Source organism: Peribacillus sp. BM1 (assembly GCF_056679975.1).
The window spans coordinates 1550382-1576266 of the sequence record NZ_CM155259.1; the positions used below are offsets into that span (position 1 = coordinate 1550382).

The following is a 25885-nucleotide window of genomic DNA, read 5'->3' on the forward strand; positions in this document are numbered from 1 at the left end:
AGGCAAGGGGAGTGTAGACGTGAACATTTTAGTTGTAGAAGATAATGAAGCAGTTTGTTCGATGTTAGAAATGTTTTTTGCGAAAGAAGGATTGCACGGTGAGTTCGTGATGAATGGGTTAGATGGGTACAATCGTTACAAAACGGGGGATTGGGATATAATTATCTTGGATTGGATGCTGCCAGGGATGGATGGTGTCAGTATTTGTCGTAAAATCAGGGAAGATGATCGTACAATCCCAATCATTATGCTGACTGCAAAAGATAGTGAATCTGATCAAGTCCTTGGGCTTGAGCTAGGGGCGGATGATTATGTGACTAAGCCTTTTAGTCCACTGGCATTGATGGCGCGAATTAAGGCAGTGATGCGAAGAGCGCAGAAGGATAATCAGTCAGAGCTATCAGAGGATCATATTATTGAAACAAGCCATTTTAAAATAAACCGTGATACACGGGAGGTATTTCTAGACGGTGAATTAATTCCGAACTTAACACCGAAGGAATTTGATTTACTTCTCTATTTTATACAATCACCACGCCAGGTTTTCACGCGGGAGCAATTGCTTGAACGGGTATGGGGCTATCAGTTTTACGGTGATGAGCGAACGGTTGATGTGCATATTAAACGTCTGCGGGGCAAGATTGGCTTAAACGCTCAGCCGATGCTTCATACTGTCTGGGGAGTCGGTTATAAGTTTGATGAAACGGTGACGGTTGATGAGAATTAAGTATGTGTATCAATTGCTTGTAAGCCATATTAGCATTTTACTTGTGGCGTTTGTTATCTTAAGTTTACTTTTCGCTAATTATGTCGAAAATCTAGTCTATAAAAATAAAACGGATGAACTGATTGAATATGGACAAACCATTCTAGCGAAATTTGAAGCCGATCCAAGAGGGCAGATTCAAACGTTAAATCAATATGCAAACGTGTTAGATGCACGACAAATTTACTTTAGTGTGTTTGATCAACACTTGAACTTGCTAACACCTAATATTGGTCCACTTGAAAGTTTTGAACTGACTGCTAAAGAGTACTCACAGCTATCAAACGGTGAAACGGTCATTATACGCCATGAAGGCAAACGATTTGTACAAGAAATGTCGGTGGTATTGTTACCGTATATCCAACGCGCGAATTTACTCGGAGTCATTGTTCTGTATGCCCCCGTAAGCGGCACACGAGAAATGATCAGTGAAGTGAATAATTATCTATTCATTACTGTGGTCATCGCTTTAACGGTATCTTTACTATTAAGTTGGTTTTTGTCTAAACTTCATGTAAATCGAATTCAACGTATCCGTGAAGCAACTTCGATGATTTCATCTGGGAACTATGATGTCTATGTTCCATCCTCCAGTTTTGATGAAATCGGTGATCTTGGCAATGATTTCAACGAGATGGCACAGAAGTTAAAAAACTCCAATGAAGAAATTGAAAGTCTTGAAAATCGTAGACGGCAATTCATGGCAGATGTATCTCATGAAATGCGAACGCCATTGACCACGATAAGCGGAATGATAGAAGGGTTGCGGGATGACTTAATTCCTGAAGAAGAAAAAATGAAAGGCATTAATCTGATGAATCAAGAAACGAAACGATTAATCCGGTTAGTGAATGAAAATCTAGATTATGAAAAAATCCGATCCAATCAAGTCGTGTTAGCGAAAGAAAAGATCCAGCTTAAAGAAGTGTTGGAAGTTATTCAAGACCATCTCTCCATTCAGGCTGAAGATAAGAATAATAGGATTAAACTTGATGTTCCCAAAGATTTGCCCGTGTTTGCGGATTACGACAGACTGATGCAAATTTTAATTAATATCACAAAGAACAGTATTCAATTTACCGAAAATGGGACGATATGGCTCCGTGGTAAAGCGGGAAAAGATAGGGTTATCATTGAAATTGAAGACACAGGTTCTGGGATTAATCCAGCAGATATTGAGGCAATCTGGCATCGCTTTTATAAAGCTGACTTGTCTCGAACTAGCAATCCTTACGGAGAATTCGGTCTCGGCTTATCCATCGTTAAGAAGCTTGTCCAGCTTCATGATGGTGAAATTGAGGTGGAAAGTGAGGAAGGCAAGGGAACGATCTTTACAATTCAATTACCAATAAAATAAATAGTGACAGGTGAATTGTTATTGATTTGGAACAAAGCAGCTAATAGGATCCAATATGTAGATAATACGAAGCACTATGGACTATAATATGGGTAAAGAGGCTGTGGAGACTCTCTCCATAGAGATCGTGTCAAATGAGTAAGAGGAGTGGGGAATTGTGTATAAAATTATTGCCATCGACATGGATGGGACCTTATTAAATGATCATCATGAAGTAACAGCAGATGTACGAGATGCGCTACATAGAGCAAAAGAGCAAGGTGTGAAAATTGTTCTATGTTCCGGTCGTCCTATCGGTGGGATGCGCCGATACTTGAAAGATCTTAAGTTAGATGAAGAGGAAGATTACGTGATTGCCTATAATGGTGCTCTCGTTCAAAATACTCATACCAATAAGATCGTATCTGAACTGTCACTTGGATATGACGATTTAAAGTTGTTCTATGAACTAAGTCTCGAGTTAGATACTCCTATGCAATTTTTTGATGCAGAGAATGTCTATACACCGAATGCAAATATTAGTGAATACACAGTTCTAGAATCGTTTATTAATCAAATCCCCTTACGCTATCGTAAAATTGAAGACATTCCAGCAAATATTGTACTTCCGAAGATCATGTTTATTGATGAACCTGAGCGGTTAAACAAAGTGATTGCACAAATTCCAGCGTCAATAAAAGAAAAGTACATGATGGTTCAAAGTGCGCCTTATTTCTTAGAAATCTTACATCCAGAAGTTAGCAAAGGGAATGCTGTCAAGAAACTGGCGGAAAAACTAGGGATCGACCAGCAAGAGGTGATGAGTATAGGTGATAATGGTAATGACTTATCAATGATCGAGTACGCTGGCTGTGGCGTGGCCATGGAGAACGCGATTCCAGAAGTTAAGAAATCGGCTGATTTTCAAACTCGCTCTAACAATGAGAACGGGGTTGCGTACGCCATTCAGGAACTTGTACTGACGCGTTAAGCTTTAGCTAGTGTCTGGTTTTAAACTGAGGTTCTGCCGTATTTTAATAAAGGTCGACAATTTAAGACAAATTTAGACTCCTTCCTTTAACTAGGAAGGAGTTTTTTGATATGATAAAAATAAGTAACTTCTAATGAGAAGAGGGATTTTAGATGATAGTTGAAATTGGAAATAATTGGTTGAAGGTAAGTATTTCACAAAATGGAGCAGAGGTGCGGGAAGTCAAGCATAAGAAAAATGGACTGAACTATATGTGGACAGGGGATAGTACCTACTGGGGACGCGTTTCTCCTGTCTTGTTTCCGATTGTCGGAAGTTTAAAAGAAAACCAGTATCAGCTAGATGGCAACACATATAAAATGTCACAGCACGGTTTCTTACGTGATAATGTATTCGAAGTGGACAAACAGGAAACAGATTATGTTTCCTTTGTAATCGAATCTGCTGGACAGTTCACACATGTATATCCATATGAATTTAAGGCATGTATTCATTATACGCTTAAAGAAGATTCTCTATTTGTACGATGGGAAATCGTGAATGAAAATAAGGAAGAAATGTATTTTTCTATTGGTGCACATCCAGCGTTTAAGCTTCCTCTTTTAGAAAATGAGAAGATTGAGGACTACATATTGAAGCTTACGCCTGCATCAAATAAGGAAGTCATTGAATATGAGCTCGTGGATTCTTTAATCCATGAGAAAGGCCCAGCTCATGATTTTCAAGAGATTCCACTCACTCCTTCTTTATTTGCACAGGACGCTGTCGTATACAGCCATATTGATCATATGACATTGACATCTCAAAAATCGAGTCATGGTGTCGAACTAACATTCAAGGACTTTCCATTCGTTGGAATATGGTCGAAATATAACGAGACAGATCGTACAATGGCGCCATTTGTCTGCATTGAACCATGGTACGGCATTGCCGACACTCATGATACATCAGGGAACTTGAAGGAGAAATTTGGAGTGAATCGGCTAGAATCAGGGGAAACGTTCCGAGCTGAGTATGGCATGAAGTTTAATTAAGGGAACAAAGATTCTTTTTATCCCGGTTTAACAGGCTGTAATACCCCACCTCAATTTTGGCGAGAGAATCAAGAAATAAATAGGTGGGGGATAAACAGCCTGTAAATCCCCGATTGGTGAGATACAGTGAAACTACCGCTGTGCTCTTCAGCGGTTTAGTTGAGGCCCACACAGACGTTGCCGCAGGATGCGGCGTACTTAGTCTGTGATTCATTGAATCGGGTTCGTACTGTCGCTTTATCGAAGATTTAGCGACAGTAGAACGGGACTAACCCTCAGTGGGGGATGAAAAAAACTCCCACTGAGGGAAGTTTCACTTTATTTACGAACCTTCTTTTTTATACTTACATCATAGAGAACCGAAGTAGATAATATTTCATCCTTGTTTCATGCTTTGTTAATAATTTTGTCATATTTGTTGGCTATGATGAATGTAACAAATCAATTGAAAGAAACAAGGAGGATGGTCCGTATGGAGGAACATCAAATTGAAACAAATACATCTTTACAAAAAGAACCGCAGAAAAAAGGAAGAGCGGGCTGGGGGCAGACGATTGTTTCTGGATTAATCGGTTCCGTATTAACGGCAACAATATTCGTAACGGCGGGAGATCAGCTTTTCCCAGGCACTCCTACTGAAAATCAAACTTCTACAGCCATAGAAAAAGATATAACGAAGGATAATAGTGTAAACGTTCAACCAACCTCATACACAGGAACAACAAGCCTTGCAGATATGGTTGAATCGGCTTCGAAGGCCATTGTCGGAGTCGTCAATTATCAACAATCGGCCAACCGATTTGCACTAAATTCGCAGGAAGTAGAAAGTGGCACAGGTTCAGGGGTCATGTATAAAATTGATGGAAAGAACGCCTATATTGTCACGAATAATCATGTCATTGAAGGGGCTTCAAAGGTTGAGGTATCGTTATATAATGGCAAGACCACAACGGCAGAAATCGTCGGTTCCGATGCTTTAACCGATTTGGCTGTTTTGAAAATTGATGCCACATTAGCTCCAGGTGAGATTAAATTTGGCGATTCAAATGAGATTCGCGCTGGTGAACAGGTTGTAGCAATTGGGAATCCACTCGGTCTTGATTTTTCTAGAACGGTTACTGAAGGAATCATTAGTGCGGCTGAAAGAACTATTGACGTGGATACATCAAGCGGTACATGGGGATTAAACGTCATCCAAACTGATGCTGCAATCAATCCAGGTAATAGCGGGGGAGCCCTAATTAATTCTAAAGGCGAGGTAATCGGAATTAATAGCTTAAAAATATCCGTAGATGGTGTTGAAGGCCTCGGATTTGCTATTCCAAGTAATGATGTGATTCCAATTGTGGATGAAATGATTAAAACAGGAAAAGTGACACGTCCATATTTAGGAGTGGGTCTTGCTGATTTAGCAGAACTTCCGCAAGCATACGTACAAAACATTCCTCAAAATGTGAAGGCAGGAGTCATGGTCACAAATGTGGCAAATGGATCTGCTGCAGAAAAAGGCGGTTTACAGCAGGAGGATATCATTACTGCGATGAATGGGAAAGAAATAAAGAGCGCTATGGAACTTAGAAAGTATCTCTATACAGAAGCAAAAGTGAATGAAAAAGTAAGTGTGGAAGTGTATCGTGGAAATAAGAAAGTAACATTACAGGTTACATTAGGACAATCACAATAACAATATTGAAATGAATGGTTCTAGCTGCAATTAGTAGCTAGGGCTATTTTCTTTGGAGCTGCGCCCTTTAATTTGAATAACATATATCACAGCCGCTATAGCTTTTTTGTGCACCAATTATCTGCTGTAGTGATCATTTCAAGTGTAAGACTGACTGGGTGTATGAGAATTATGGTTCAAGTTTATAATAGTAGAGGGGCCACCAAGCGAAAAATGCGATTCATATATAATTGTCAATAAAATTGTTCCAAAAATATATAAATAGTTTGACAATTCTGTGAACAAGGTGAATAATATATATAAGGAGGATGATGAAAATGGAATCTAGATTGAAATTGTTAAACGCTACGAAGTATGTAGGGGCAATCCTACTTACAATGGGAATTGCAATTTTCTTATACGGTTCTTTTGTAAGCGATTACAGAACTGTGATGGGAATTGGGATTGGTACAGTGATGGGCGCTGTTTTTATCTTCTTGATGGGAATGTTTTTAGTAGCTACTGAAGAAATGGTGACAAATTGTAAGCAGGGGAAAAAGATACTGCCTTGATAATGGATTGGTTTAATAAGAATAATAAGAACGTGAATAATAAATGGTTATATAGATGTTGAATAGGCGTAGTTGATATGATGAAACAAATGGCTGCGCCTTTTAAAAAAAAGAGAGCGTAATACGCCCTCTTTTAAGTGGATCTCTTGGATTACATATCCCAGACAAAGATTAACAATGTCCCGAAAATGGTAACTAAAGCCAACAATATACCAAAATAAACATTTGAATAAATGGCGGCTTTATCTTCTGTTTCACCAGCATGCATGAATACAACGAGTTGCAGGCCTGCTTGTATGAATGCAGTCACAAGAAGTATCGTTATGCCTGCTGTAAATGACATATCTAAGAAGTAAACCAATAAAGCCACTGCTGTAAGGATTAACGAGAATGCAAAGCCCATTACTTGTTTTATTGGGAATAATTCTTTCATATTACATCATTCCTTTCAAGTAGATGAAGCTAAAGATAAAGATCCAAACTACATCTAGGAAATGCCAGTAAAGAGAGAAAATGAATGATTTATTGGCTGTTTCAGGAGTCAATCCACGTTTTTTCACTTGTAGGATAATAAATAATCCCCAGAAGAAACCAAATGTTACGTGCAGTCCATGTGTTCCTAATGTTGTTAATAACATGGATGTGAATCCACTAGCGGTTATTCCAGCGCCTTCGTGTATATATGTTACGAATTCGAAAATTTCAAATCCTAAGAACCCTAAACCTAGAACAAGAGTTATCGAAAAGAAGGTCATCATGGCTTTTTGTTTGCCTAAGCGCATGGCGTGAATACCAAGACCAATGGTAAAACTACTTGCTAAAAGCAAGATTGTTTCCATTAATACTGGTGCTATTTCAAAGATTTCTGCACCGCTGGGACCATTGCCTGTACGGTGCTCATACACGAAGTATGACGTGAAGAGCGTTGCAAAAAGCATAATTTCGGCACCTAGGAAAATCCAAAAACCAAAGATTTTTAACCGGTTTTCTTCCGTGCTATATTCAAGTGGAAGCGAGTGATCTATTTTCATTATTTAGCACCTCGCAATTTTGTTTCTGTCTCTTCAATTTCTTCTACAGGAATGTAATGTCCATGATCTTTTTCGAACGAACGGTATACAAGACAGCCTAGGATACCGAGTAACGAAATAATGACAAGAGGCCAGATACTAAAGATCATACTAAATCCAAAGACGAAGAAGATACAACTCATAATAAATGGTAAGCCGCTATTATTCGGCATATGAATTTTTTCGATTTTACCTTTAAATATTACGTGGCCATTTTTCTTAGCATCCCAGAATGCTTCAGTCGATTTAACTTGCGGCGTAATCGCGAAGTTGTATTCCGGTACTGGAGTATGAGTGGCCCACTCAAGAGTGCGTGCGTTCCATGGATCGTTACCGATATTCCGTGGTGAGTAGCGAACGCTATAATAGACATTGTAGACAAGTAATGCAAAACTAATGGCCATAATACCTGCTCCGATAAATGCAACCATATTCAATGGACCAAATCCAGTTGCTTCAGAGTACGTGTACATTCGGCGTGCTTGACCGTCTAAACCAGTAATATACATTGGGATGAATGCTAAAACGAATCCAATGGACATTAACCATACTGTCCATTTACCGATTCTCTCATTTAACATGAATCCGAACATTTTTGGCCAGTAGTACGTAAGACCACCAAGCATTGCATATACAACACCAGGGATAATCACGTTATGGAAATGAGCAACTAAGAACATTGTATTATGATATTGATAATCCGCAGCTGACATCGCAAGCATAACCCCTGTTACCCCACCAAGTGTGAACAGCGGAAGGAAATGCATCGCGTAAAGCATTGGAGTAGTAAATTCAATTTTCCCTTTCCAAAGGGTGAACAACCAGTTGAAGATTTTAACCCCAGTTGGAACAGCAATCGCCATCGTTGTAATGGAGAAAAAGCTGTTTGCAAGTGCCCCTTGCCCCATCGTAAAGAAATGGTGAGCCCACACAAAGAATGAAAAGGCAGAGATAACAACCATTGAAGCAACCATGGATTTATACCCATAAAGATTGCGACGTGCAAAGGTCGAGATAATCTCACTAAATAAACCGAATGCCGGCAAGATCAAGATATATACTTCAGGATGTCCCCAAACCCAGAATAGGTTGGCCCAAAGCATATCTGAACCACCGTCACCAATTGTAAAGAATTTTGTATCGAATAAACGATCCATTGTACCCATTGCAAGTAATACGGTTAGTACAGGGAAAGCAAAAGTAATGATTAAGTTAGAGATTAAAGCAGACCATGTGAACATCGGCATTTGCATTAATTTCATGCCAGGTGCTCTCATCTTAAAAATAGTCGTGATGAAGTTGATACCCGTCATTAATGTACCGATACCAGCTATCTGAATGGCAATCATGTAATAATTCGAACCTACAGAAGTACTAAACTCATTCCCTGCAAGCGGAAAATAAGAAGTCCAACCTGCATCAGGTGAACCACCAATTACGAATGAGACGTTGAATAGCATCGCACCCATAAAGAATAGCCAGAAGCTTATAGCGTTTAGACGTGGGAAGGCTACGTCACGAGCACCAATTTGTAATGGTACGACGAAGTTAAAAAAGAACATAATAAATGGCATAGCCATAAAGAGAATCATAACGACCCCATGAGTTGAGAATACTTCGTTATAATGCTGAGATTCTAGTAATTTATTATCAGGAATGGCAAGTTGAGCACGTAACATAATACCATCTACGCCACCGCGGAATAGCATAAGTAAAGCAGAAATTAGATACATAATACCGATCCGTTTATGGTCTACTGTTGTTAACCATTCACGCCATAGATAACCCCATTTTTTAAAATAGGTTATGCCTAAGAGTATCGCAATTAGAGTAAGACCGATGGCAACCATCGATGCGTATATCAAAAAGCTTGGATGCGGTACGGCAAAGCGATCAAAGAAATCCATACTTTTTTTGACTCCTTTCAAGATTATATTGATTGTCATATAAAACGAGTGGTTAGTATATTTGTAACCTATTAATGATGACTGTGATTTGTTTCTTTCTCAGAATCACTTGATTCATGATGGTGTTCGCCTTCTTCTGAATCCTTATCAGAATCGGCTGAACCATGATTATGTTCTGGAGCTGGTGAGAATTCTAAATGCGTTCCAGTATATGTGGATCGTCCAAGATGTCCAGGTTCTAATAACTCATTAAATTTTTCTTCAGTAATAGGTTTAGCTGTATCGTGCACTTCTTTTACCCATTTATCAAAGTCAGTTTGGGACATTGCCTGAACATCAAACGTATTTTCAGCAAATCCTGCTCCACTGAAATTTGCATTTCGGCCCATTAATTCACCAGGTTCGTCTGCTGCTAAATGTAATGTTGTAACCATGTCAGCCATTGCGTATTTCTGTCCACCAAGTTGTGGAATCCAGAAGCTAGTAATTGGTCCGTATGAATAAAGTTTGAATTCAAGTGGGCGACCTGCTGGAATATTTACATAGTTAACGGTTTCAATACCTTCTTCAGGATAACTAAAATGCCATTTCCAGTTAGAGGATGAAGCGTAAATAACTACTGGTTCTTGACCTTCGTATCCCTTCGGTGTGGCCTCTACTTCATAGTTACTCTTAACAGACATAACAGAAAGGAAAATGACAATGATAATTGGAACACCAATACAAATTGCTTCAACAAGCATATTCCCTTCAATATGTGGAGGTTCATAATCTGCACTCTGTTTAGAGGCGCGGTATTTAACTAACACGAATACTAAAATTGCAAAAACAACAATAACAATACCAGACATGATCAAGATGGATAACATAATATCATCGGCTTGCACTTTGGCTTGCGGCCCTTTAGGGTCCAAGACCAATAGTGGTTCACAACCAGATAGCACAGCAGCAACCGTGAAAATCATGGCTAATAGAGCCCATTTTAACTTCATAGTAGTACCCCTTTCCCTTATATTTCTTAGTTATTTAGATAAAGTGTTAATCTTTTCACAAACTGACGTTTCTATCTTATTACCATCTATATAAAAATACAATCAAAAGATAAATATGTCACAAAAAGTTCATGAAGATGTTGAGAAATAGTGGCAGTTAAGGCGATAAATTGGATTAATTGAAAATGATGGAATACAATGATGGGGTTCAGAGGTATTTCTGATTGAAATCATGTGGTATCTAATGGATGGATCAAAGAAAAAATTACATTAATATAATATATATAAAAGCAGGAACCGTAAAGGTTTTCTGCTTTTTTTGTTCTTTAATCAGCCCCAATATTGTTTACTAATGGAGGCCTCACTTTATCAGAGGTACTAGTAAGAGTAGTGATGCTAACAATATAAAGGAGGTTTTAAGAATAAAAAAATGGGTAACTTTATGGGATATGAATAATTTTTATAGAAAAGTCAAAAAGTAACACGTACAGTCTTGGATAGCGGACAAGTGGTAATAAAAAAGGGTTGGTAGAATCACTAGAGTGTTTGCTTGACCATGTACAACTTGTTTTTGAAGGCCCTGTTGTCATTAGACGATTTCTGAAGATTGTATGAATGAGTTAGAGTATGCTGTTTCTACCCAATTCCTGTTTTTTAATATGAAGTAAAGGAGGATTCACGATTGGTCGAGTATGATCCCGTTTTATATAGCCGAATTTTAACTGGTGTTACATTAGGTTTTCATACCATTTTTGCCACTCTAGGGGTTGGGATTCCACTTCTTATTGCATTAGCAGAATGGATCGGAATTAAACGAAATGACTTGCATTACCATGTGCTTGCAAGGCGCTGGACTAGAGGGTATATCATCTCTGTTGCTGTTGGTGTCGTTACCGGGACGGCGATTTCCCTACAACTCAGCTTATTGTGGCCGAAATTTATGGAAGCGGCTGGTCATACCATTGCGCTGCCTTTATTCTTGGAGACATTTGCCTTTTTCTTTGAAGCTATTTTCCTGGGGATCTATCTCTATACATGGGATCGGTTTAAGAGCAAATATGCTCATTTTCTCTTATTACTCCCTGTATTTATAGGTGGTGGCGCATCAGCCTTTTTCATATCGACTGTGAATGCCTTTATGAATTCACCGATTGGTTTTAATTATGAAAATGGCATTTTAACAAATGTGAACCCAATTATGGCGATGTTTAATCCAGCTACCCCAACAAAGGTAACACATGTTTTGGCATCCTCTTATTTAACCGCGGCCTTTATTTTGGCGATGATAGCGGCCTTTTCAATTTATAGAGGCAGGGACCATGTCTATCATAAAAAAGCATTGAAATTATCCATGACTGTCGCCCTTGCCTTTGCCATTTGTACGGCCTTGATTGGGGATTTATCAGGGAAATACCTCGCTCAATATCAACCAGAAAAGCTGGCGGCGGCCGAGTGGCATTTTGAAACAGAGAAAGGAGCGACGTTAATTTTTGCTGGTTCTTTAGATGAAAACAATAAAATTAGCAAGGCTATCGAAATTCCATATGCATTAAGTATTCTGGCACATGGAATACCAGGGGCAGAAGTAATAGGGTTGGAGGAATTTCCAGTCGAGGATTGGCCTCCTTTGGTCGTCCATTATTACTTTGATTGGATGGTTACAATCGGCATGTTTCTTGCTCTTGTTGCCTTTATCTATTTTTGCATGCAGTACAGGAAAAAATGGAATGAATTTAATAAACCATTATTAAGCGCTATTATCGTGGGCGGGCCGCTTGCGATGCTTGCAATTGAAGCCGGTTGGTTCATGGCAGAACAAGGCCGTCAACCATGGATCATAAGAGGATTTATGCGCACCGCAGAAGCTGCGACAACATCAAATCATGTTGATACGATGCTAATACTGTTTATATTGCTGTATCTCGTATTGGCCATTTCTATCGTTATTGTGCTCAAAAGGGTATTTAAAGCGAGCCCGCTTGAGAAGGAATTAAAAAAACAAGGGATCGAATAGGGAGGAACCATTGATATGAGCTATGAACTACTCGGCATTACGGTGCTATGGACATTTTTATACGGCTATGTCATTGTGGCGTCCATTGATTTCGGTGCTGGTTTTTTTAACTATTATACATCGATAACGGGAAAAGGGCCCATTGTTCATAAAGTTATTGATCGTTATCTCTCACCAGTTTGGGAAGTGACAAATGTATTCCTGATATTCTTTTATGTGGGACTAATTGGTTTTTTTCCATCTGTTGCCTATTACTATGGGACAACCCTACTTATTCCAGGGAGCATTGCGACGATACTGCTTGCTATACGCGGCTCCTATTACGCATTCCACCATTACGGTCCAAGAAAGGCAAAGTGGACGCAATTTTTGTACGGTTTAACAGGTCTGCTTATCCCTGCCTCCTTATCGACTGTTTTGACCATTTCCGAGGGGGGATATTTGAATGTCAGCGGTGGTAATGTGTCTTTGGATTACAGTGGGTTATTTACAAGCTTCTATTCTTGGACCGTTATTATCTTGGCAATTGTAAGTGTGCTGTATATCTCTGCCTGCTTTTTAACGTATTATGCACACAAAGCTGGGGACACAGAGGCTTTTGATATTTTGAGAAAATATGCCCTTTCCTGGAGTTTGCCCACCATTTTAGCAAGCTTTCTTGTATTTTTATCAATCAGCCACCATAACTGGGAACACTTCAGTCGTATGCTTGACCTTTCTTGGATGTTCATTCTATCGAGCTTATTTTTTCTTGGTGCGGTCTATCTTATTTGGAAAAAACAAAGATTGGGTCTTTCATTCATATTGGTCATGCTTCAATATGCTTTTGCCTTTTATGGATATGGGGCTGCTCACCTGCCTTACCTACTATATCCGTACCTCTCGATTTATGATGGGTTTACGAATGAAGCAATGGCCATCGCTTTAATCATTACCTTTGTTGCCGGTTTATTATTGCTTATTCCATCGCTAATTCTGCTTATGCGATTGTTTGTATTTAGCAACCAGTATGTACAAGGAAAGAAATAGGAGGTGGGTTCTTGACTACATTTTTAATTATGGTAGCACCATGGATTATTGTCGTAATCGCCATCATCCTATTATTTGTCTGGGGGGCGAAGGGGAAAGACACATACCGTTGACTAGAAAGGTACCCGGATTATGAGGTAAAGGAAGCGGGAATGATAAAGTGAAACTTCCATCAGTCGGAATTTGTTAGCCTCCACTGATGGTTAGGTAAACCGGGATAAAGTTGGGAGATCGGCGATGTTATGAATCAGCTAAAAAAAATGGCGTTTGCAAAGAGAGGAACCATATTATTACTGGTTATTTTCGCTTGTTTGACAGGCGTTGTAATAATTATACAAGCCTATTATTTTGTGAAAATTGTTGATTTGGTCTTTCTAAAAGCTGCTTCCTTTAGCGCTATTGAGCTTCCGTTAGGCATTTTGCTTGCCGTACTTTTCTCCAGGGTGGTATTCATGTATATGGGAAGAAGAACGGGCATCAAACTTGCTTCAAAAGTAAAAAGGGAAGTAAGGGAAACATTGTTTGTGAAATATGCCAAAAATCCGATCCAGACTTCCTTGAGTGGGCAGACGGGGCGAAAGGTAAGTACGGTAATGGATGCGGTAGATGAAATCGACAGTTATTTCAGTAGTTACATTCCTCAAATCATCCAAACCGCAATTGTGCCTGTTGTTATTTTGCTTGCTGTATTTACCCAACCTGCTTATTCAGGTCTTCTTATGCTGATTACAGCACCTTTTATACCGATTTTTATGATTATTATCGGGATGAAAACGCAAAAAAAAGCAGAAAACCAAATGGAAAAGATGACCGCTTTTTCGGGTCATTTTCTCGATATTCTACAAGGTCTAACAACGCTTAAGCTTTTTGGTCGAGCGAGACAGCAAAAAGAAGCCATTAAAAAAAGCAGCTTTGATTTCCGCGATGCTACTATGGAAGTACTCAAAATCGCCTTTTTATCTTCGCTTACATTAGAATTCATTTCGACGCTTAGTATTGGCTTGATTGCATTTGAGCTATGTCTCCGCCTTGTTGTTTTCGAAAATATCACCTTTTTCTCCGCCTTTTTCATATTAATACTGACACCGGATTTTTACTTGTCGTTAAAAGACCTGGGAAGTGCCTTTCATGCCGGACGTGGGAGTATGGGGGCGGCCCAAAAGATAGCAGACGAATTAATACAAGAAGAGCACTCAATCTCATGGGGAACCTTGCATTTACCTAAAAGTAGTCCTCCACCTGCTATAGAGATCCAGGGACTAAAGTTTACTTATAATGAAGGGGATTTTTCGTTAAAGGATTTGAATGTCTCGATTCTCCCTTTTGAGAAGACAGCAATTGTCGGTCCTAATGGGTCTGGGAAAACAACACTTTTGCATATCATAGCTGGATTGTTGGAACCTACTGCAGGAGTGATACAGATGAATAGGAAGCCGCGTTCTGAGTACGAGGAAGCGAGCTGGTTTAATCAAGTTAGTTATATTTCCCAGAATCCATATCTTTTCTCTGGAACGATTGCTGAAAATATCCGTATTGGCGGGGATCTGGAAGCCTCCATGAAGGAAGTAGAAAAAGCCGCTGAAAAAGCGGGGCTATCAGGGATGATTCAATCGCTTGAATGTGGAATTGATACAGTGATTGGCGAAGCAGGAAGGGGCCTGTCTGGAGGCGAGAAGCAAAGGGTTGCACTCGCCAGGGCATTTTTAAAAAAACCTTCCCTTATTCTTTTTGATGAGCCTACAACAGGGCTTGATTTATATACAGAACAAATATTGCAAGCATCGATGGGCGAATTGAGCAAGAATTCGACGGTGATCACGGTCGCTCACCGTCTCTATACGATTCAAGATGCCGATCAAATCTTATTTTTGAAAAATGGTAGGTTGGTTGCGACTGGAAAACATGAAGAACTCATCGAAACAGTCTCAGAATATCGCAATATGGTGTTTGCGCAACAAGGAGCGGGTGCAAAATGAAGGATTTACTACTTGTCGTTCGGTTAGTTGTAATAGAAAAGAAGGACATCCTGTATACTATTTTGTTTGGATTTTTCGCAGGGATCGTTGCGATTAGCTTATTCGCTTCTAGTGGGTATTTGATTTCAAAAGCAGCCCTTGTGCCCCCTTTGTATACGATGACGGTGATGTTGGCATTGTTGAAACTATGCTCAATTCTTCGTGCTCTCAGTCGTTATGCAGAGCGTTTTTTTTCACATCGGGCAACTTTTGCCATTTTAGGTAATTTGCGTGTTTCCTTTTTTGAGAAGTTGGAACCACTGGCATCAGGTATTTTACAAAAGTATCGAAGCGGCGACCTTCTATCTCGCATTGTTGGAGATGTGGAAAGTTTGCAAAACTTCTATCTACGCGTTTTTTATCCCCCCATTGTTTTCGTTCTTGTGTTTTTAAGTACGATTGTTTTTACTTCTTTCTACTCGATTTATGTTGCCATGTCATTATTTGCCGGTATGATTTTAACCGGTTTTATCGTCCCGATTTTATTTGCACTAAGGCAAAGGCATATTGAGCAGGGAATTCAAAGTGAGCGCGGTGAATTGTCTACTGAAGTAACCGAGTTTCTTTACGGATTCCGTGATTTGAAAATCTATCAGAAGCTGGAAGATAGAGAACGACGGCTGCTACAGCTTTCCAATCTGTACATAAAGGAGCAAGAGAGAAAGGAAGGGTCGGCTAATTTTAGTCAAACGTTGAATACGTTAATCGCGAATGGTGTCTCCTGGTCTATTGTTGCGCTGGGGGCTTACCAAGTTACCACTGGTAAATTGGATGGTCTATACCTCGCAATGCTTGTGATGATTTCCTTGAATGTATTTGAATACTCGATTCCATTGGCCTCTTTCCCTGTTCATTTCGAAGACAGTCGAAGAGCGGCAGCCCGTCTTTTCTCGGTGGTGGGGAAGGATGCTCCTATGAAAGTAGAGCCAGATAGCGAGATTTATAACTTGGATCAAGATCCCATCGCCATTGATATTAACAAGGTATCTTTCTCTTTTTCTGAACACACCCGGCCGGTACTGAATCAGGTTTCTCTAACTTTTCCGGCTGGGTCAAAGACAGTAATCGTTGGCCCATCCGGTTCAGGAAAATCGACACTTTTGCAGCTGCTTATGAAAATGCAAACAATTGATGATGGTAAGATTTTTTTCAATAGTACTTCCATTGATATGATCACGAAAGAAAGCATTTGGAAAAGCATGAATGTAGTTCTGCAGGAAAATCACTTTTTCTATGGAACCATCAAAGAAAATTTACTTCTTGCAAGAGAGAATGCAACAGATGAGGAATTAGAAGCAGCGCTAGCAAAGGCCCAGCTTGACGGATACACGTTAGATCAAGCCGTTTTTGAAAAAGGAGAAAATCTATCTGGGGGAGAAAAACAAAAGCTGGCAATTGCCCGCACTCTATTAAAGGGAAGCCGTTTATGGTTATTAGATGAACCGACTTCGTCAATGGATGCATTGACGGAACAAAACATATATAGGCACCTATTTAATCAAGCTAAAAACGATACACTCGTTCTCGTAAGTCATCGCTTAACAGGCCTAGACAAGATGGATCAGATTATTGTAATGGACCAAGGGATGGTCGTCGAATCCGGCTCGTTCACAGAGCTTATGGAGAAAAGAGGATACTTTTACGGTATGAAGCAAATTGAGAAGAGTGTTCTTTTTTTATGATTGGGATTGGAGCTATATACATACAGCTTATTCGGGGAATCCTCTTATAATATTATAGGGAAACAGAGGGGGAATTGCTTTTCTGTTAAAAAGGAGAGAAACTGGTAGTGATTCTCCCCTTTTTGTATTTCGGAACTAGGACCCATATCCAAAGGTAATGTGTAGTTTCTTGATTACTGTAGCAAGAGTGATCATGATTGTGCTTAAGTGGTTGGTCAATTTTATTGAAAAGTGGATGGCATAAGATAAAGTGGTTCTATTATAATTAAGGAAAATATTCGGAAGATAGAGAAAATTGGAGTAGACTAAATAGAAGAGGTGCTCGGAGGGAGATTTTCATGAAGGTTAGTATGATACTAGTCATTATTATTAGTGTATTTGCAGCTATTTCTACAATTAAACTAGCTGGTAAAAGTGATCAAGATTATAGCACAGCTACAAAAAGAAATTTAACGAATTTAACACTAATCTATGTAGGATTAGGTGTTATTTCAGTAATCGCTATTGCGTATATTCTTATTAAATGGGCTTAAAGTCTGCATTGTTAACAAATGACTAAAATATGACATTCTATCTAGTTGTAACAATCTAGACGGAGTGTTTTTTTTGATTGAAATATTTGCAGTATCATTTTGCTTAGATAAACATGTGATTTCTTATACTTGCAACCAATAAACGAGAGTGCTAAACTAGTATTGTACCGAATGGTAGGTACAGTACATTCAGTGTAATATAGGTTAACCTATTTAATAGGGAAGAGAGAAAAAAGGAAGTGTGCCCGTTGAATATCACCATAACAGACAATGCGATAGAAGAACTGAACAAAAAAATTGGGGAACAAAAAGGAATACTGAAAATAAAATACGAAATCGATGATAACGAATTTTTTGGGTGTGCTGGCGGCATCCCGACTTTATGGTTGGTTTCTTCTGCAGAAGAAAATAAAGATCAATTATTTGAAACAAATAACCGCGCTGTTTTAATGGAAAAGTCAAAATTGCTCTTTTTTGAAAAAGAACTTAAAATTGATTTTTCAGATGCAGCTAATAGTTTTCAGTTAGTGAGCCCGGAGCGAATCATAAACGGAAGAATGGCGTTTATTAATAAAGTTGAATAGAAATGGTATTTATGTTTTTAATTGGAAATAATATAGAAGAAACTCGCCGTTAAAGTAGCTTTTGCTAAAAGGTAGCAAAGCCTACTTTAACGGCGAATAGTTTATTAAACAATTTGACATATAAGAATAATTGGATACCGACAAAAACACTTCAAAAAATGTCAAACACACCTTATGATGTCCTCATTATGGGAAGTGGACCTGGCGGGGGAGCAACTTTGTCTCGATTGTGTGAATTATGGGAAAATCAAGGTGCTAAAAAGATCGGGATTATTGAGAAAGGGGATAAATTATTTCATTCACATTCCCTTAATATTCCTACGATGAATGTAGATTGTGCTGGCGATCAACTCATTCCAGATAATTCAACTACTCTTGTCGATCGTAATAATGCTTGAGCTAGATCTTGTGTTAATTGATGCAGGACTTTTCTTCTTTTGTTCTTGGTAATGTTGTAAAGCTCCAATTATGATCCTCCACAAAAGGGCAGCAGCGAAATATCTCAGCGTACGGTCAACACCAAAGTGTAAAATTATTTGGTGTGCTTAATTATGAAACAGAGTCTGTTTTCTGTATGCAGGAACCGTCTCTTCGCTTTCTAGAAAACGTCTTGGTTGAATACCCTACAGGAAAATCGTAATGGTGCTTGATCATGCCCGAATTCATCATGTTAAGTTGATCCAACCTTTTTTAGAGGAACATCAAGAACGCCTAAAGCTTCTTTTTAACTCCCATACAGTCCTAATCTAAATCCGATTGAAGGGTTATGGAAGTGGGTGAAACATCTGTTGTTTATCATGTGTTTTACGAGTCTGTACAAGAAATTCGTAAAATGTTCAAGTCTTTATTGCAAAGATCAATCAAACTTCCCAAAAGGGTATTGATGGGTTATGCGTAATTTTATAGATTGTTTAATGCGTTTCATATAGAACAATTTTTGGATAAAAAAATGATTTTCTGATGTTTTGGAATCACCGATTTTTTGTGCCAACAAATATCTAATTTCTCCAACCGACAATTTCCAATTTTGTATAATTCCTTTTTTCTATTATATTACGACTAGTAATAGGTGAACGATTTATCAAAATTGTGTTTGATAACCAGGCTAACGTAAAGAGTAGATTAGTTATCCGGAAATTCAGTGAACTTATCCACCTAAATCAAGAATTTAGATGGAGAGACTTACAAAAAGAGGAATGGTCTTGCACGGCTAAATACATATGTGTAACAATATAAGTACAAATGTGCATACGAAAGGCTGAATATAATGAACTCTGAAAAAATTGAAAAGATGGTTGAAGCAGCTAAGCTCTATCATTTAATGGATTTTAGCCAAATGGAAGTTGCCAAAAAACTTGGTGTTTCCAGACCAACTGTATCAAAGATCCTGCAACAGGCGAAAGAAGAGGGAATTGTTGAGATTAAGATTATGGATCCATCAGAGAACTGTCGAATGTTGGGGGAGGAGCTTGAAGAGAGATTTGGTCTGAAAAAGGCAATTGTTGTTTCCGTTCCTCTATACGAAGAGAATGTTGTAAAACAGGCAATCGGCAAGATTGCTGCTAACTACGTTAACAGTATTGTCAAAGATGGTGATATTATCGGTATCACTTGGGGGACAACCATGTACCAAGTAGCTATGCATCTTAAGCATAAATCAGTACGGGATGTGAAAATTGTCCAGTTGAAGGGCGGAGTCAGCCATTCTCAAAAGAAAACCTATGCATCAGAAGCATTGCATTTATTCGAGAAAGCATTTGATGCTACGCTCTACCAACTTCCTTTACCGGCAATTGTTGATCATGTCGTTGTAAAACAAGCCATAGACGCGGACCGTCATATTCGTAAATTGCTTACGCTTGGAAAAGAAGCTAATATTGCCATCTATACGGTTGGGGTACCGCGAACCGATTCGCTCCTTTTTCAATTAGGCTATTTTACTGATGAAGATGAAAAGGTTATTTCAGAACATGCTGTCGGTGATATTGCTTCCCGTTTCTTCGATAAAGATGGTCATATTTGCAATACAGATTTAAATGCGAGAACAATAGGTGTTGAATTGGAAGACTTGAAGAACAAAGAACAATCCATTCTTGTTGCCGGCGGTTTGAAGAAGATTGATGGTATAAGGGGAGCTATTAAGTCGAAAATGAGTAATGTATTGATTACAGATGCCAACACGGCAAAAATACTTTTAAATAAAGAAATATAAGATTGAAGCAAACGCGGTAGCCTTTTGGTTACCGTGCTTTTTTTGAATTAGCCACTTGAAGCTTCGCTAGTGGTAGTTCAAGTGAGATTTCAGGCATGGTGGATGGGGGAAAGGGAATATAAGGATGTTGTGGTAATTTTACAAAAGTTAATTTTATGTTTTACAAATGTTTTATGATTTGCTATAGTGAAATCAAACGAATTCAATTTATACGGGTTTGTCTAACTTTGTTTGATAACGCTTTCTCATTAAGGAGGAGGGTCTTATAACTGTTTAGTTAGTCGAGAGAGAAGTGCGAAGGAAAAGAAACTAAAAACACCAGTACAACTTATATGTTTTCAAGCCTTCAATTGTTTGCGAAATGTAAAATGAATGAGTTGCAAAGGTTCGTACTAAAGTTTTGATCTATAGTTGTCTGACTTCTGACCTTTAAAATTTACTACTTATGGTATTTGGGAGGATTTTGAAGTATTTCAACTCTTCCTAGAAAAAAATTAGACCTATCAGCTTCAGAGTAAAGTTTAGATTAACCTAAATAAAGGTGAATACAAATTGACTTTGTCTGTGTGAGTTATCGGTCATTGTCTGTGGGGAAAAATGATAATTGAGGGATTGGTGAAGGTAGAATGGACAAACTTACATTAGTGAAAGAAGCAATTAAAGCTAGAGAAAGTGCATATACACCATATTCAAAATTCAATGTAGGGGCAGCAGTTTTGTCAGGAAATGATAAGGTTTTTCTTGGATGCAATATTGAAAATGCTTCTTATGGACTAACCAATTGCGCTGAACGTACGGCTATTTTTAAAGCGGTTTCAGATAAAGAAACAGAAATGAAAGCAATTGCAATTGTCGCTGATACGGACGGGCCAGTATCTCCATGCGGAGCCTGTCGGCAAGTAATAGCAGAGTTTGCAAATAAAGATACAAAAATCTATCTTGCAAACCTAATTGGCGATATTCATGAAACGACAATTGAACAATTGTTGCCTGGTTATTTTACATCCAATGATATGCACAAAAGCTAAACAAGCTTAATAAATAGTGATTTACTATAAGGATGTTACCGATTATTGTCAGATTGCACATATAAGGTGTATAGTCAGAAACACGCGTTTTTTTGCGATACACCACAACATTTGGAGGGACTTATGAGATATCTAATATCGTTTTGTGGGTTATTGCTGGTTTTCGGTTTGGCATTTTTAATAAGCAAAAATAGAAAAGAAATTAAATACAAGAATATTATTCTTATGTTGGTTATTCAGTTTTTATTGGCTGCCGTACTCTTAAATACACGCTTCGGTTATATCTTAATTAAAGGGATATCGAGTGTATTCGAAGGTTTATTGGAATATGCCAGTGCCGGGGTTTCGTTTGTATTCGGAGGATTGGCTAATGAAGGTGAATCGCCATTCTTTCTCAATGTACTTTTGCCGATTGTCTTTATTTCTGTACTGATTGGTATTCTGCAACACTTTAAAATCCTTCCTTTATTCATGAAATGGATAGGCTTTCTGTTAAGTAAGGTCAATGGAATGGGGAAAATGGAATCTTATAACGCTGTTGCGTCAGTAATGGTAGGTCAATCGGAAGTGTTTATCACACTCAAGAAACAATTAGCTAAAATTTCGCCTCAACGGATGTATACACTGTGTGCATCTGCAATGTCGACGGTTTCGATGTCCATTGTGGGTGCTTACATGACCATGATTGATCCGAAATATGTCGTAACAGCGATTGTGCTAAATCTGTTCGGGGGCTTCATTATTGCGTCCATTATCAACCCGTACAAAGTAGATGAAAATGAAGATATTCTTACTATCGAAGATGAAGAGAAACAGTCCTTCTTCCAAATGCTTGGGGAGTATATCATGGACGGATTCAAAGTGGCTGTCATTGTCGGTGCCATGCTCATTGGATTCGTTGCATTGATGGCATTGATTAATTCATTATTCGATATGATCTTCGGTATTTCGTTCCAGGGAATCTTAGGATACATCTTTTCGCCGATTGCATTCTTAATGGGTGTTCCTTGGGCAGAGGCCATTTCTGCTGGCGGTATTATGGCGACGAAGCTTGTAACGAACGAGTTTGTTGCTATGATAAGTCTGGGGGATATTGCTAACACCCTTAGTGCTCGTACGCTTGGAATCATTTCTGTATTCCTTGTATCATTCGCTAACTTCTCTTCTATCGGTATTATCGCTGGTGCGGTAAAAGGCTTGAATGAAAAACAAGGGAATGTGGTTGCTCGTTTCGGGTTGAAACTTCTTTACGGAGCAACACTTGTGAGTATCTTAACAGCAACAATCGTCGGATTAATCATCTAAATAGAAAAAAGAAAAAAGTAACTCCTGAAAAATGGATATATGTTACTTTTTTCTTCATTCGTCTCTCTTCAACAGGGCGATGCACCAACAGGAGGTACTTGTTCATGATAAATGTAGGGATACTGCTTTCAGGCGCTGTATTATTCCTTAATGGATTGATGCTAAAAGGAAAAGCAGAAGCTAAGAGTGTGGCTATCTTAAACTTTTTTGTGGGGGTTTTGCAAATCATAATCCCCTTCTATTTAATAATGATTTCGGATCAGAGCCATTGGACAATCTATGGACTTGCGGCTACCTTCTTATTTGGCCTAACATTTCTATATGTGTCCTTCACATTTTATAAAGGAATGGACGGTAGCGGCCTAGGTTGGTTTTCAGCTTGGGTGACAATGATCGCTATCTTCTATACGCTTATTTCAATCGTTCATTTTCATGATTATGTGACAGCGTTGACTTGGCTGATGTGGGCATTTTTATGGTATTTATTCTATGCTCTTAATATTTTAAAGAAACCGATTGAAGAGTATGTCGGTAAAGTGGCTCTTGTGCAGTCTTTTGTGACTTTGACATTTCCTGCCCTTCTTTCGTTTATCGGAATGTGGGAAGAATTGGTGATTCAACGTTTGTGGCTGGTAGTTTTGTCAGTTTCCATTCTGTATTTCATCAAGGGAGCTGTCGATCTTAGAGCACTTCAACAAAAACAAGCAGTATCTTAATAAGGCAAGGATCCCAAAGAGGAATACTACGGGTCACGTGATGATTATTTTCACATAAGTTCAGTTGGGATTTTACGTTTGTTCAAAACTGATTAAGTAAAGTTCAAAGGATGTCAGCATCCCATACAAAAGCTAGTTTTACGACGAATATCTTCTTCCGCTCCTGAAGGCGGAAACATTAATGCTCGGCAGGGATACAACAACTAAATACTTTTTAAATGAAAGACGCTTTCGGAACAGCCGAAATGGCAGATTTATTCAGCGCATAATAAATCAAAAAATTCATAAAGAGCAAAATAACATATACAAGAGGAGTTGGATTACATGAGAATGGTAGATTTAATCGGAAAAAAACGCGATGGTGGTGAATTAACGAAAGAAGAAATCAATTTTATAATTGAAGGTTATACAAGTGAATCTATTCCTGATTACCAAATGTCTTCTTTCTTAATGTCTGTATTCTTTAAAGGGATGACTGCTAAAGAAACAGCTAATATGACACTGGCAATGGTTAACTCAGGTGATCAAATTGACCTGTCAGCCATTGAAGGCATTAAAGTCGACAAGCATAGTACTGGCGGTGTCGGTGATACAACGACAATCGTCTTAGCTCCATTAGTTGCCGCGGTTGGTGTTCCGGTTGCAAAACTTTCTGGACGCGGACTTGGACATACTGGCGGCACAGTGGATAAATTCGAATCTATTCCTGGTTTCCACTCAGAAATAGAATCTGACCAATTCATTAAACAAGTGAATGAAGTGAAAGTTGCTGTTACAGGGCCAACAGGAAACTTGACTCCAGCGGATAAGAAAATTTACGGTCTGCGTGATGTTACAGCTACCGTTAACTCCATCCCATTAATGGCAAGCTCCATTATGAGTAAGAAAATCGCCTCAGGTTCTGATGCGATCGTACTTGATGTAAAAGTGGGTGCCGGTGCTTTCATGAAAGATATAGAAAGTGCTAAAGAGTTAGCTCATGCGATGGTTGAAATCGGTAAAAATGTCGGCCGTGATACTATGGCTGTTATATCTGACATGGATCAACCGCTTGGTTTCGCAATTGGTAATGCACTTGAAGTGAAAGAAGCAATCGATACTCTTCGTGGCGAAGGTCCTAAAGATTTGGAAGAGCTTTGCTTAACTTTAGGCAGCAAGATGGTTGTATTGGCTAAGCATGCAGAAACGGTTGAAGAAGCACGTGAAATGCTTGAAGAAGTCATTGCGAATGGTAAAGCACTTGAAAAATTCAAGGAGTTCGTCATTGCACAAGGCGGGGATGCTTCTGTTATTGACGATCCATCTAAATTGACCGCAGCTAAATATGAAATTTCGGTATTGGCAAAAGAAGATGGATATGTAGCAGAAATAGAAGCGGATAGCATCGGTACAGCAGCCATGATTCTTGGAGCGGGACGGGCAACAAAAGAATCGGTTGTAGATTTGGCTGTCGGATTAATGTTGCATAAGAAAATCGGCGATGAAGTAAAAAAAGGCGATACAATCGTTACCATCTACAGCAATCGCGAAAATGTCGATGATGTTATGGAACGTATTTATGAATCATACAGATTTTCACTTACAAAAGTAGCGGACCCTGTCCTTGTACATGCAGAAATCCATTGATGTTAAGCATTGCGGAACATACTATAATGGCTATTTCTAATCTTAAATTATCGGAGGAACGAATATGAATAAAGAACAAATCGCTCGCTTGATAGACCATACATTATTAAAGGCAGATGCTAGCCGTGAAGCCGTTATCCAATTGGCGAAAGAGGCGAAGGAACATCGCTTTGCATCTGTATGTGTGAACCCTGTACAAATTGAAACTGCCTTCGAAGTATTGAAGGATACGCCGGATGTAAAAGTGTGCACAGTCATCGGTTTCCCATTAGGAGCTTCTACTCCTGAAACAAAAGCATTCGAAACGAGGGATGCTATTGAAAAAGGTGCAACAGAAGTGGATATGGTTATTAATGTTGGTGCTTTAAAAGATAGAAACGATGAACTTGTTTTGAACGATATCAAAGCGGTGGTTGATGCGGCACAAGGAAAAGCAATAACAAAGGTCATTATAGAAACATGCTTATTGACAGACGAAGAAAAAGTACGTGCATGTGAGCTTTCTGTTAAGGGAGGCGCAGACTTTGTCAAAACATCTACTGGTTTCTCTACAGGAGGAGCAACAGTAACTGATATCGCATTAATGCGTAAAACAGTTGGACCAGATGTAGGCGTTAAAGCTTCAGGTGGAGTCCGCAACCTTGCTGATGTGGAAGCGTTAGTAGAAGCGGGTGCAACTCGTATCGGTGCAAGCTCCGGTATTGCGATTGTAAATGGTCAACAATCCAACTCAGTTTATTGATTGGTTAATGATGATGCAAGCAAACGCCGAGAGCACTGAAATACACATTCTATAATATGTGAATTAGC

The 25885-nt window shown here is 38.9% G+C and carries 24 protein-coding genes and 1 pseudogene; 21 read left to right on the forward strand and 4 right to left on the reverse strand.

Annotated elements, in window-relative coordinates:
• Positions 1-19: 19 nt before the first annotated feature.
• From AC1MGI_RS07515 to AC1MGI_RS07540, 6 genes are all read left to right on the forward strand, one after another.
• On the forward strand, positions 20-727 hold the full coding sequence (locus AC1MGI_RS07515) for a winged helix-turn-helix domain-containing protein (RefSeq protein WP_480349151.1): 708 nt from the start codon (positions 20-22) through the stop codon (positions 725-727).
• Positions 717-2123 carry an ATP-binding protein gene (locus AC1MGI_RS07520; RefSeq protein WP_480349152.1) on the forward strand — a complete coding sequence of 469 codons (1407 nt, stop codon included), beginning with the start codon at positions 717-719 and terminating at the stop codon, positions 2121-2123. Before AC1MGI_RS07515 ends, AC1MGI_RS07520 begins: the two co-directional genes overlap by 11 nt.
• A gap of 157 nt (positions 2124-2280) precedes the next feature.
• Positions 2281-3093 (forward strand): sugar-phosphatase, encoded by an 813-nt coding sequence (gene yidA, locus AC1MGI_RS07525; protein WP_480349153.1) that lies wholly within the window; start codon positions 2281-2283, stop codon positions 3091-3093.
• 152 nt (positions 3094-3245) lie between these two features.
• Positions 3246-4127 (forward strand): aldose 1-epimerase family protein, encoded by an 882-nt coding sequence (locus AC1MGI_RS07530; RefSeq protein ID WP_480349154.1) that lies wholly within the window; start codon positions 3246-3248, stop codon positions 4125-4127.
• A gap of 472 nt (positions 4128-4599) precedes the next feature.
• Positions 4600-5811 (forward strand): S1C family serine protease, encoded by a 1212-nt coding sequence (locus AC1MGI_RS07535; protein ID WP_480349155.1) that lies wholly within the window; start codon positions 4600-4602, stop codon positions 5809-5811.
• A 317-nt stretch (positions 5812-6128) separates the two neighbouring features.
• Positions 6129-6362: a hypothetical protein gene (locus AC1MGI_RS07540; RefSeq protein ID WP_480349156.1), complete on the forward strand. Its 234-nt coding sequence runs from the start codon at positions 6129-6131 to the stop codon at positions 6360-6362.
• Between the two features lie 151 nt (positions 6363-6513).
• Here AC1MGI_RS07540 and qoxD read toward each other — a convergent pair whose 3' ends face one another.
• The 4 genes from qoxD to qoxA all read right to left on the reverse strand — a co-directional run bounded on the left by qoxD (position 6514) and on the right by qoxA (position 10331).
• Positions 6514-6795 carry a cytochrome aa3 quinol oxidase subunit IV gene (gene qoxD / locus AC1MGI_RS07545; RefSeq protein WP_480349157.1) on the reverse strand — a complete coding sequence of 94 codons (282 nt, stop codon included), beginning with the start codon at positions 6793-6795 and terminating at the stop codon, positions 6514-6516.
• Position 6796: 1 nt separating this feature from the next.
• Positions 6797-7393, reverse strand: coding sequence for a cytochrome aa3 quinol oxidase subunit III (gene qoxC, locus AC1MGI_RS07550; protein WP_480349158.1), 597 nt, complete (start codon positions 7391-7393; stop codon positions 6797-6799).
• Entirely contained in the window at positions 7393-9339 is a 1947-nt protein-coding gene (gene qoxB, locus AC1MGI_RS07555; RefSeq protein WP_480349159.1) for a cytochrome aa3 quinol oxidase subunit I, read from the reverse strand. The genes qoxC and qoxB overlap by 1 nt, the downstream gene beginning before the upstream one ends.
• Positions 9340-9410: 71 nt before the next feature.
• Positions 9411-10331: a cytochrome aa3 quinol oxidase subunit II gene (gene qoxA / locus AC1MGI_RS07560; RefSeq protein ID WP_480349160.1), complete on the reverse strand. Its 921-nt coding sequence runs from the start codon at positions 10329-10331 to the stop codon at positions 9411-9413.
• Positions 10332-11013: 682 nt separating this feature from the next.
• On the opposite strand from qoxA, the gene AC1MGI_RS07565 reads away from it, so the two are divergent.
• From AC1MGI_RS07565 to deoC, 15 genes and pseudogenes are all read left to right on the forward strand, one after another.
• The gene (locus tag AC1MGI_RS07565) at positions 11014-12345 is read left to right on the forward strand and encodes a cytochrome ubiquinol oxidase subunit I (RefSeq protein WP_480349161.1); all 1332 of its coding nucleotides are present in this window, start codon (positions 11014-11016) and stop codon (positions 12343-12345) included.
• A gap of 15 nt (positions 12346-12360) precedes the next feature.
• Positions 12361-13374 (forward strand): cytochrome d ubiquinol oxidase subunit II, encoded by a 1014-nt coding sequence (locus AC1MGI_RS07570; RefSeq protein WP_480349162.1) that lies wholly within the window; start codon positions 12361-12363, stop codon positions 13372-13374.
• A gap of 11 nt (positions 13375-13385) precedes the next feature.
• Complete coding sequence (cydS, locus tag AC1MGI_RS07575; protein WP_480349163.1) at positions 13386-13487, forward strand: cytochrome bd oxidase small subunit CydS family protein; 102 nt, start codon at positions 13386-13388, stop codon at positions 13485-13487.
• Positions 13488-13616: 129 nt separating this feature from the next.
• Positions 13617-15350, forward strand: a complete 1734-nt coding sequence (gene cydD / locus AC1MGI_RS07580) for a thiol reductant ABC exporter subunit CydD (RefSeq protein WP_480349164.1) — start codon at positions 13617-13619, stop codon at positions 15348-15350.
• Entirely contained in the window at positions 15347-17071 is a 1725-nt protein-coding gene (cydC, locus tag AC1MGI_RS07585) for a thiol reductant ABC exporter subunit CydC (protein WP_480349165.1), read from the forward strand. The genes cydD and cydC overlap by 4 nt, the downstream gene beginning before the upstream one ends.
• Positions 17072-17409: 338 nt before the next feature.
• Positions 17410-17604 carry a hypothetical protein gene (locus AC1MGI_RS07590; RefSeq protein WP_062184546.1) on the forward strand — a complete coding sequence of 65 codons (195 nt, stop codon included), beginning with the start codon at positions 17410-17412 and terminating at the stop codon, positions 17602-17604.
• 248 nt (positions 17605-17852) lie between these two features.
• Complete coding sequence (locus tag AC1MGI_RS07595) at positions 17853-18188, forward strand: iron-sulfur cluster biosynthesis family protein (protein WP_480349166.1); 336 nt, start codon at positions 17853-17855, stop codon at positions 18186-18188.
• Positions 18189-18376: 188 nt separating this feature from the next.
• Positions 18377-18586, forward strand: a complete 210-nt coding sequence (locus AC1MGI_RS07600) for a hypothetical protein (RefSeq protein WP_480349167.1) — start codon at positions 18377-18379, stop codon at positions 18584-18586.
• An 83-nt stretch (positions 18587-18669) separates the two neighbouring features.
• Positions 18670-19094: pseudogene (locus tag AC1MGI_RS07605) on the forward strand (IS630 family transposase); the annotation flags it as partial.
• 361 nt (positions 19095-19455) lie between these two features.
• Positions 19456-20400 carry a sugar-binding transcriptional regulator gene (locus AC1MGI_RS07610; protein ID WP_480349168.1) on the forward strand — a complete coding sequence of 315 codons (945 nt, stop codon included), beginning with the start codon at positions 19456-19458 and terminating at the stop codon, positions 20398-20400.
• A 626-nt stretch (positions 20401-21026) separates the two neighbouring features.
• Complete coding sequence (locus AC1MGI_RS07615; RefSeq protein WP_427692393.1) at positions 21027-21428, forward strand: cytidine deaminase; 402 nt, start codon at positions 21027-21029, stop codon at positions 21426-21428.
• Between the two features lie 123 nt (positions 21429-21551).
• Entirely contained in the window at positions 21552-22733 is a 1182-nt protein-coding gene (locus tag AC1MGI_RS07620) for a NupC/NupG family nucleoside CNT transporter (protein ID WP_480349169.1), read from the forward strand.
• Between the two features lie 104 nt (positions 22734-22837).
• Entirely contained in the window at positions 22838-23449 is a 612-nt protein-coding gene (locus tag AC1MGI_RS07625; RefSeq protein WP_480349170.1) for an AmiS/UreI family transporter, read from the forward strand.
• Between the two features lie 324 nt (positions 23450-23773).
• Positions 23774-25075 carry a pyrimidine-nucleoside phosphorylase gene (locus AC1MGI_RS07630; protein WP_480349171.1) on the forward strand — a complete coding sequence of 434 codons (1302 nt, stop codon included), beginning with the start codon at positions 23774-23776 and terminating at the stop codon, positions 25073-25075.
• A 64-nt stretch (positions 25076-25139) separates the two neighbouring features.
• Entirely contained in the window at positions 25140-25817 is a 678-nt protein-coding gene (gene deoC, locus AC1MGI_RS07635; protein WP_480349172.1) for a deoxyribose-phosphate aldolase, read from the forward strand.
• The last annotated feature ends 68 nt before the right edge of the window (positions 25818-25885 follow it).

Bases quoted from the DNA above. Each gene is read 5' to 3' on its own strand.
- AC1MGI_RS07520 (WP_480349152.1), top strand. From the start codon at position 717: ATGAGAATTAAGTATGTGTATCAATTGCTTGTAAGCCATATTAGCATT.
- AC1MGI_RS07530 (WP_480349154.1), top strand. From the start codon at position 3,246: ATGATAGTTGAAATTGGAAATAATTGGTTGAAGGTAAGTATTTCACAA.
- AC1MGI_RS07535 (WP_480349155.1), top strand. From the start codon at position 4,600: ATGGAGGAACATCAAATTGAAACAAATACATCTTTACAAAAAGAACCG.
- AC1MGI_RS07540 (WP_480349156.1), top strand. From the start codon at position 6,129: ATGGAATCTAGATTGAAATTGTTAAACGCTACGAAGTATGTAGGGGCA.
- qoxD (WP_480349157.1), bottom strand. From the start codon at position 6,795: ATGAAAGAATTATTCCCAATAAAACAAGTAATGGGCTTTGCATTCTCG.
- qoxC (WP_480349158.1), bottom strand. From the start codon at position 7,393: ATGAAAATAGATCACTCGCTTCCACTTGAATATAGCACGGAAGAAAAC.
- qoxB (WP_480349159.1), bottom strand. From the start codon at position 9,339: ATGGATTTCTTTGATCGCTTTGCCGTACCGCATCCAAGCTTTTTGATA.
- qoxA (WP_480349160.1), bottom strand. From the start codon at position 10,331: ATGAAGTTAAAATGGGCTCTATTAGCCATGATTTTCACGGTTGCTGCT.
- AC1MGI_RS07570 (WP_480349162.1), top strand. From the start codon at position 12,361: ATGAGCTATGAACTACTCGGCATTACGGTGCTATGGACATTTTTATAC.
- cydD (WP_480349164.1), top strand. From the start codon at position 13,617: ATGAATCAGCTAAAAAAAATGGCGTTTGCAAAGAGAGGAACCATATTA.
- cydC (WP_480349165.1), top strand. From the start codon at position 15,347: ATGAAGGATTTACTACTTGTCGTTCGGTTAGTTGTAATAGAAAAGAAG.
- AC1MGI_RS07590 (WP_062184546.1), top strand. From the start codon at position 17,410: ATGAAGGTTAGTATGATACTAGTCATTATTATTAGTGTATTTGCAGCT.
- AC1MGI_RS07600 (WP_480349167.1), top strand. From the start codon at position 18,377: ATGGGAAGTGGACCTGGCGGGGGAGCAACTTTGTCTCGATTGTGTGAA.
- AC1MGI_RS07610 (WP_480349168.1), top strand. From the start codon at position 19,456: ATGAACTCTGAAAAAATTGAAAAGATGGTTGAAGCAGCTAAGCTCTAT.
- AC1MGI_RS07615 (WP_427692393.1), top strand. From the start codon at position 21,027: ATGGACAAACTTACATTAGTGAAAGAAGCAATTAAAGCTAGAGAAAGT.
- AC1MGI_RS07620 (WP_480349169.1), top strand. From the start codon at position 21,552: ATGAGATATCTAATATCGTTTTGTGGGTTATTGCTGGTTTTCGGTTTG.
- AC1MGI_RS07625 (WP_480349170.1), top strand. From the start codon at position 22,838: ATGATAAATGTAGGGATACTGCTTTCAGGCGCTGTATTATTCCTTAAT.
- AC1MGI_RS07630 (WP_480349171.1), top strand. From the start codon at position 23,774: ATGAGAATGGTAGATTTAATCGGAAAAAAACGCGATGGTGGTGAATTA.
- deoC (WP_480349172.1), top strand. From the start codon at position 25,140: ATGAATAAAGAACAAATCGCTCGCTTGATAGACCATACATTATTAAAG.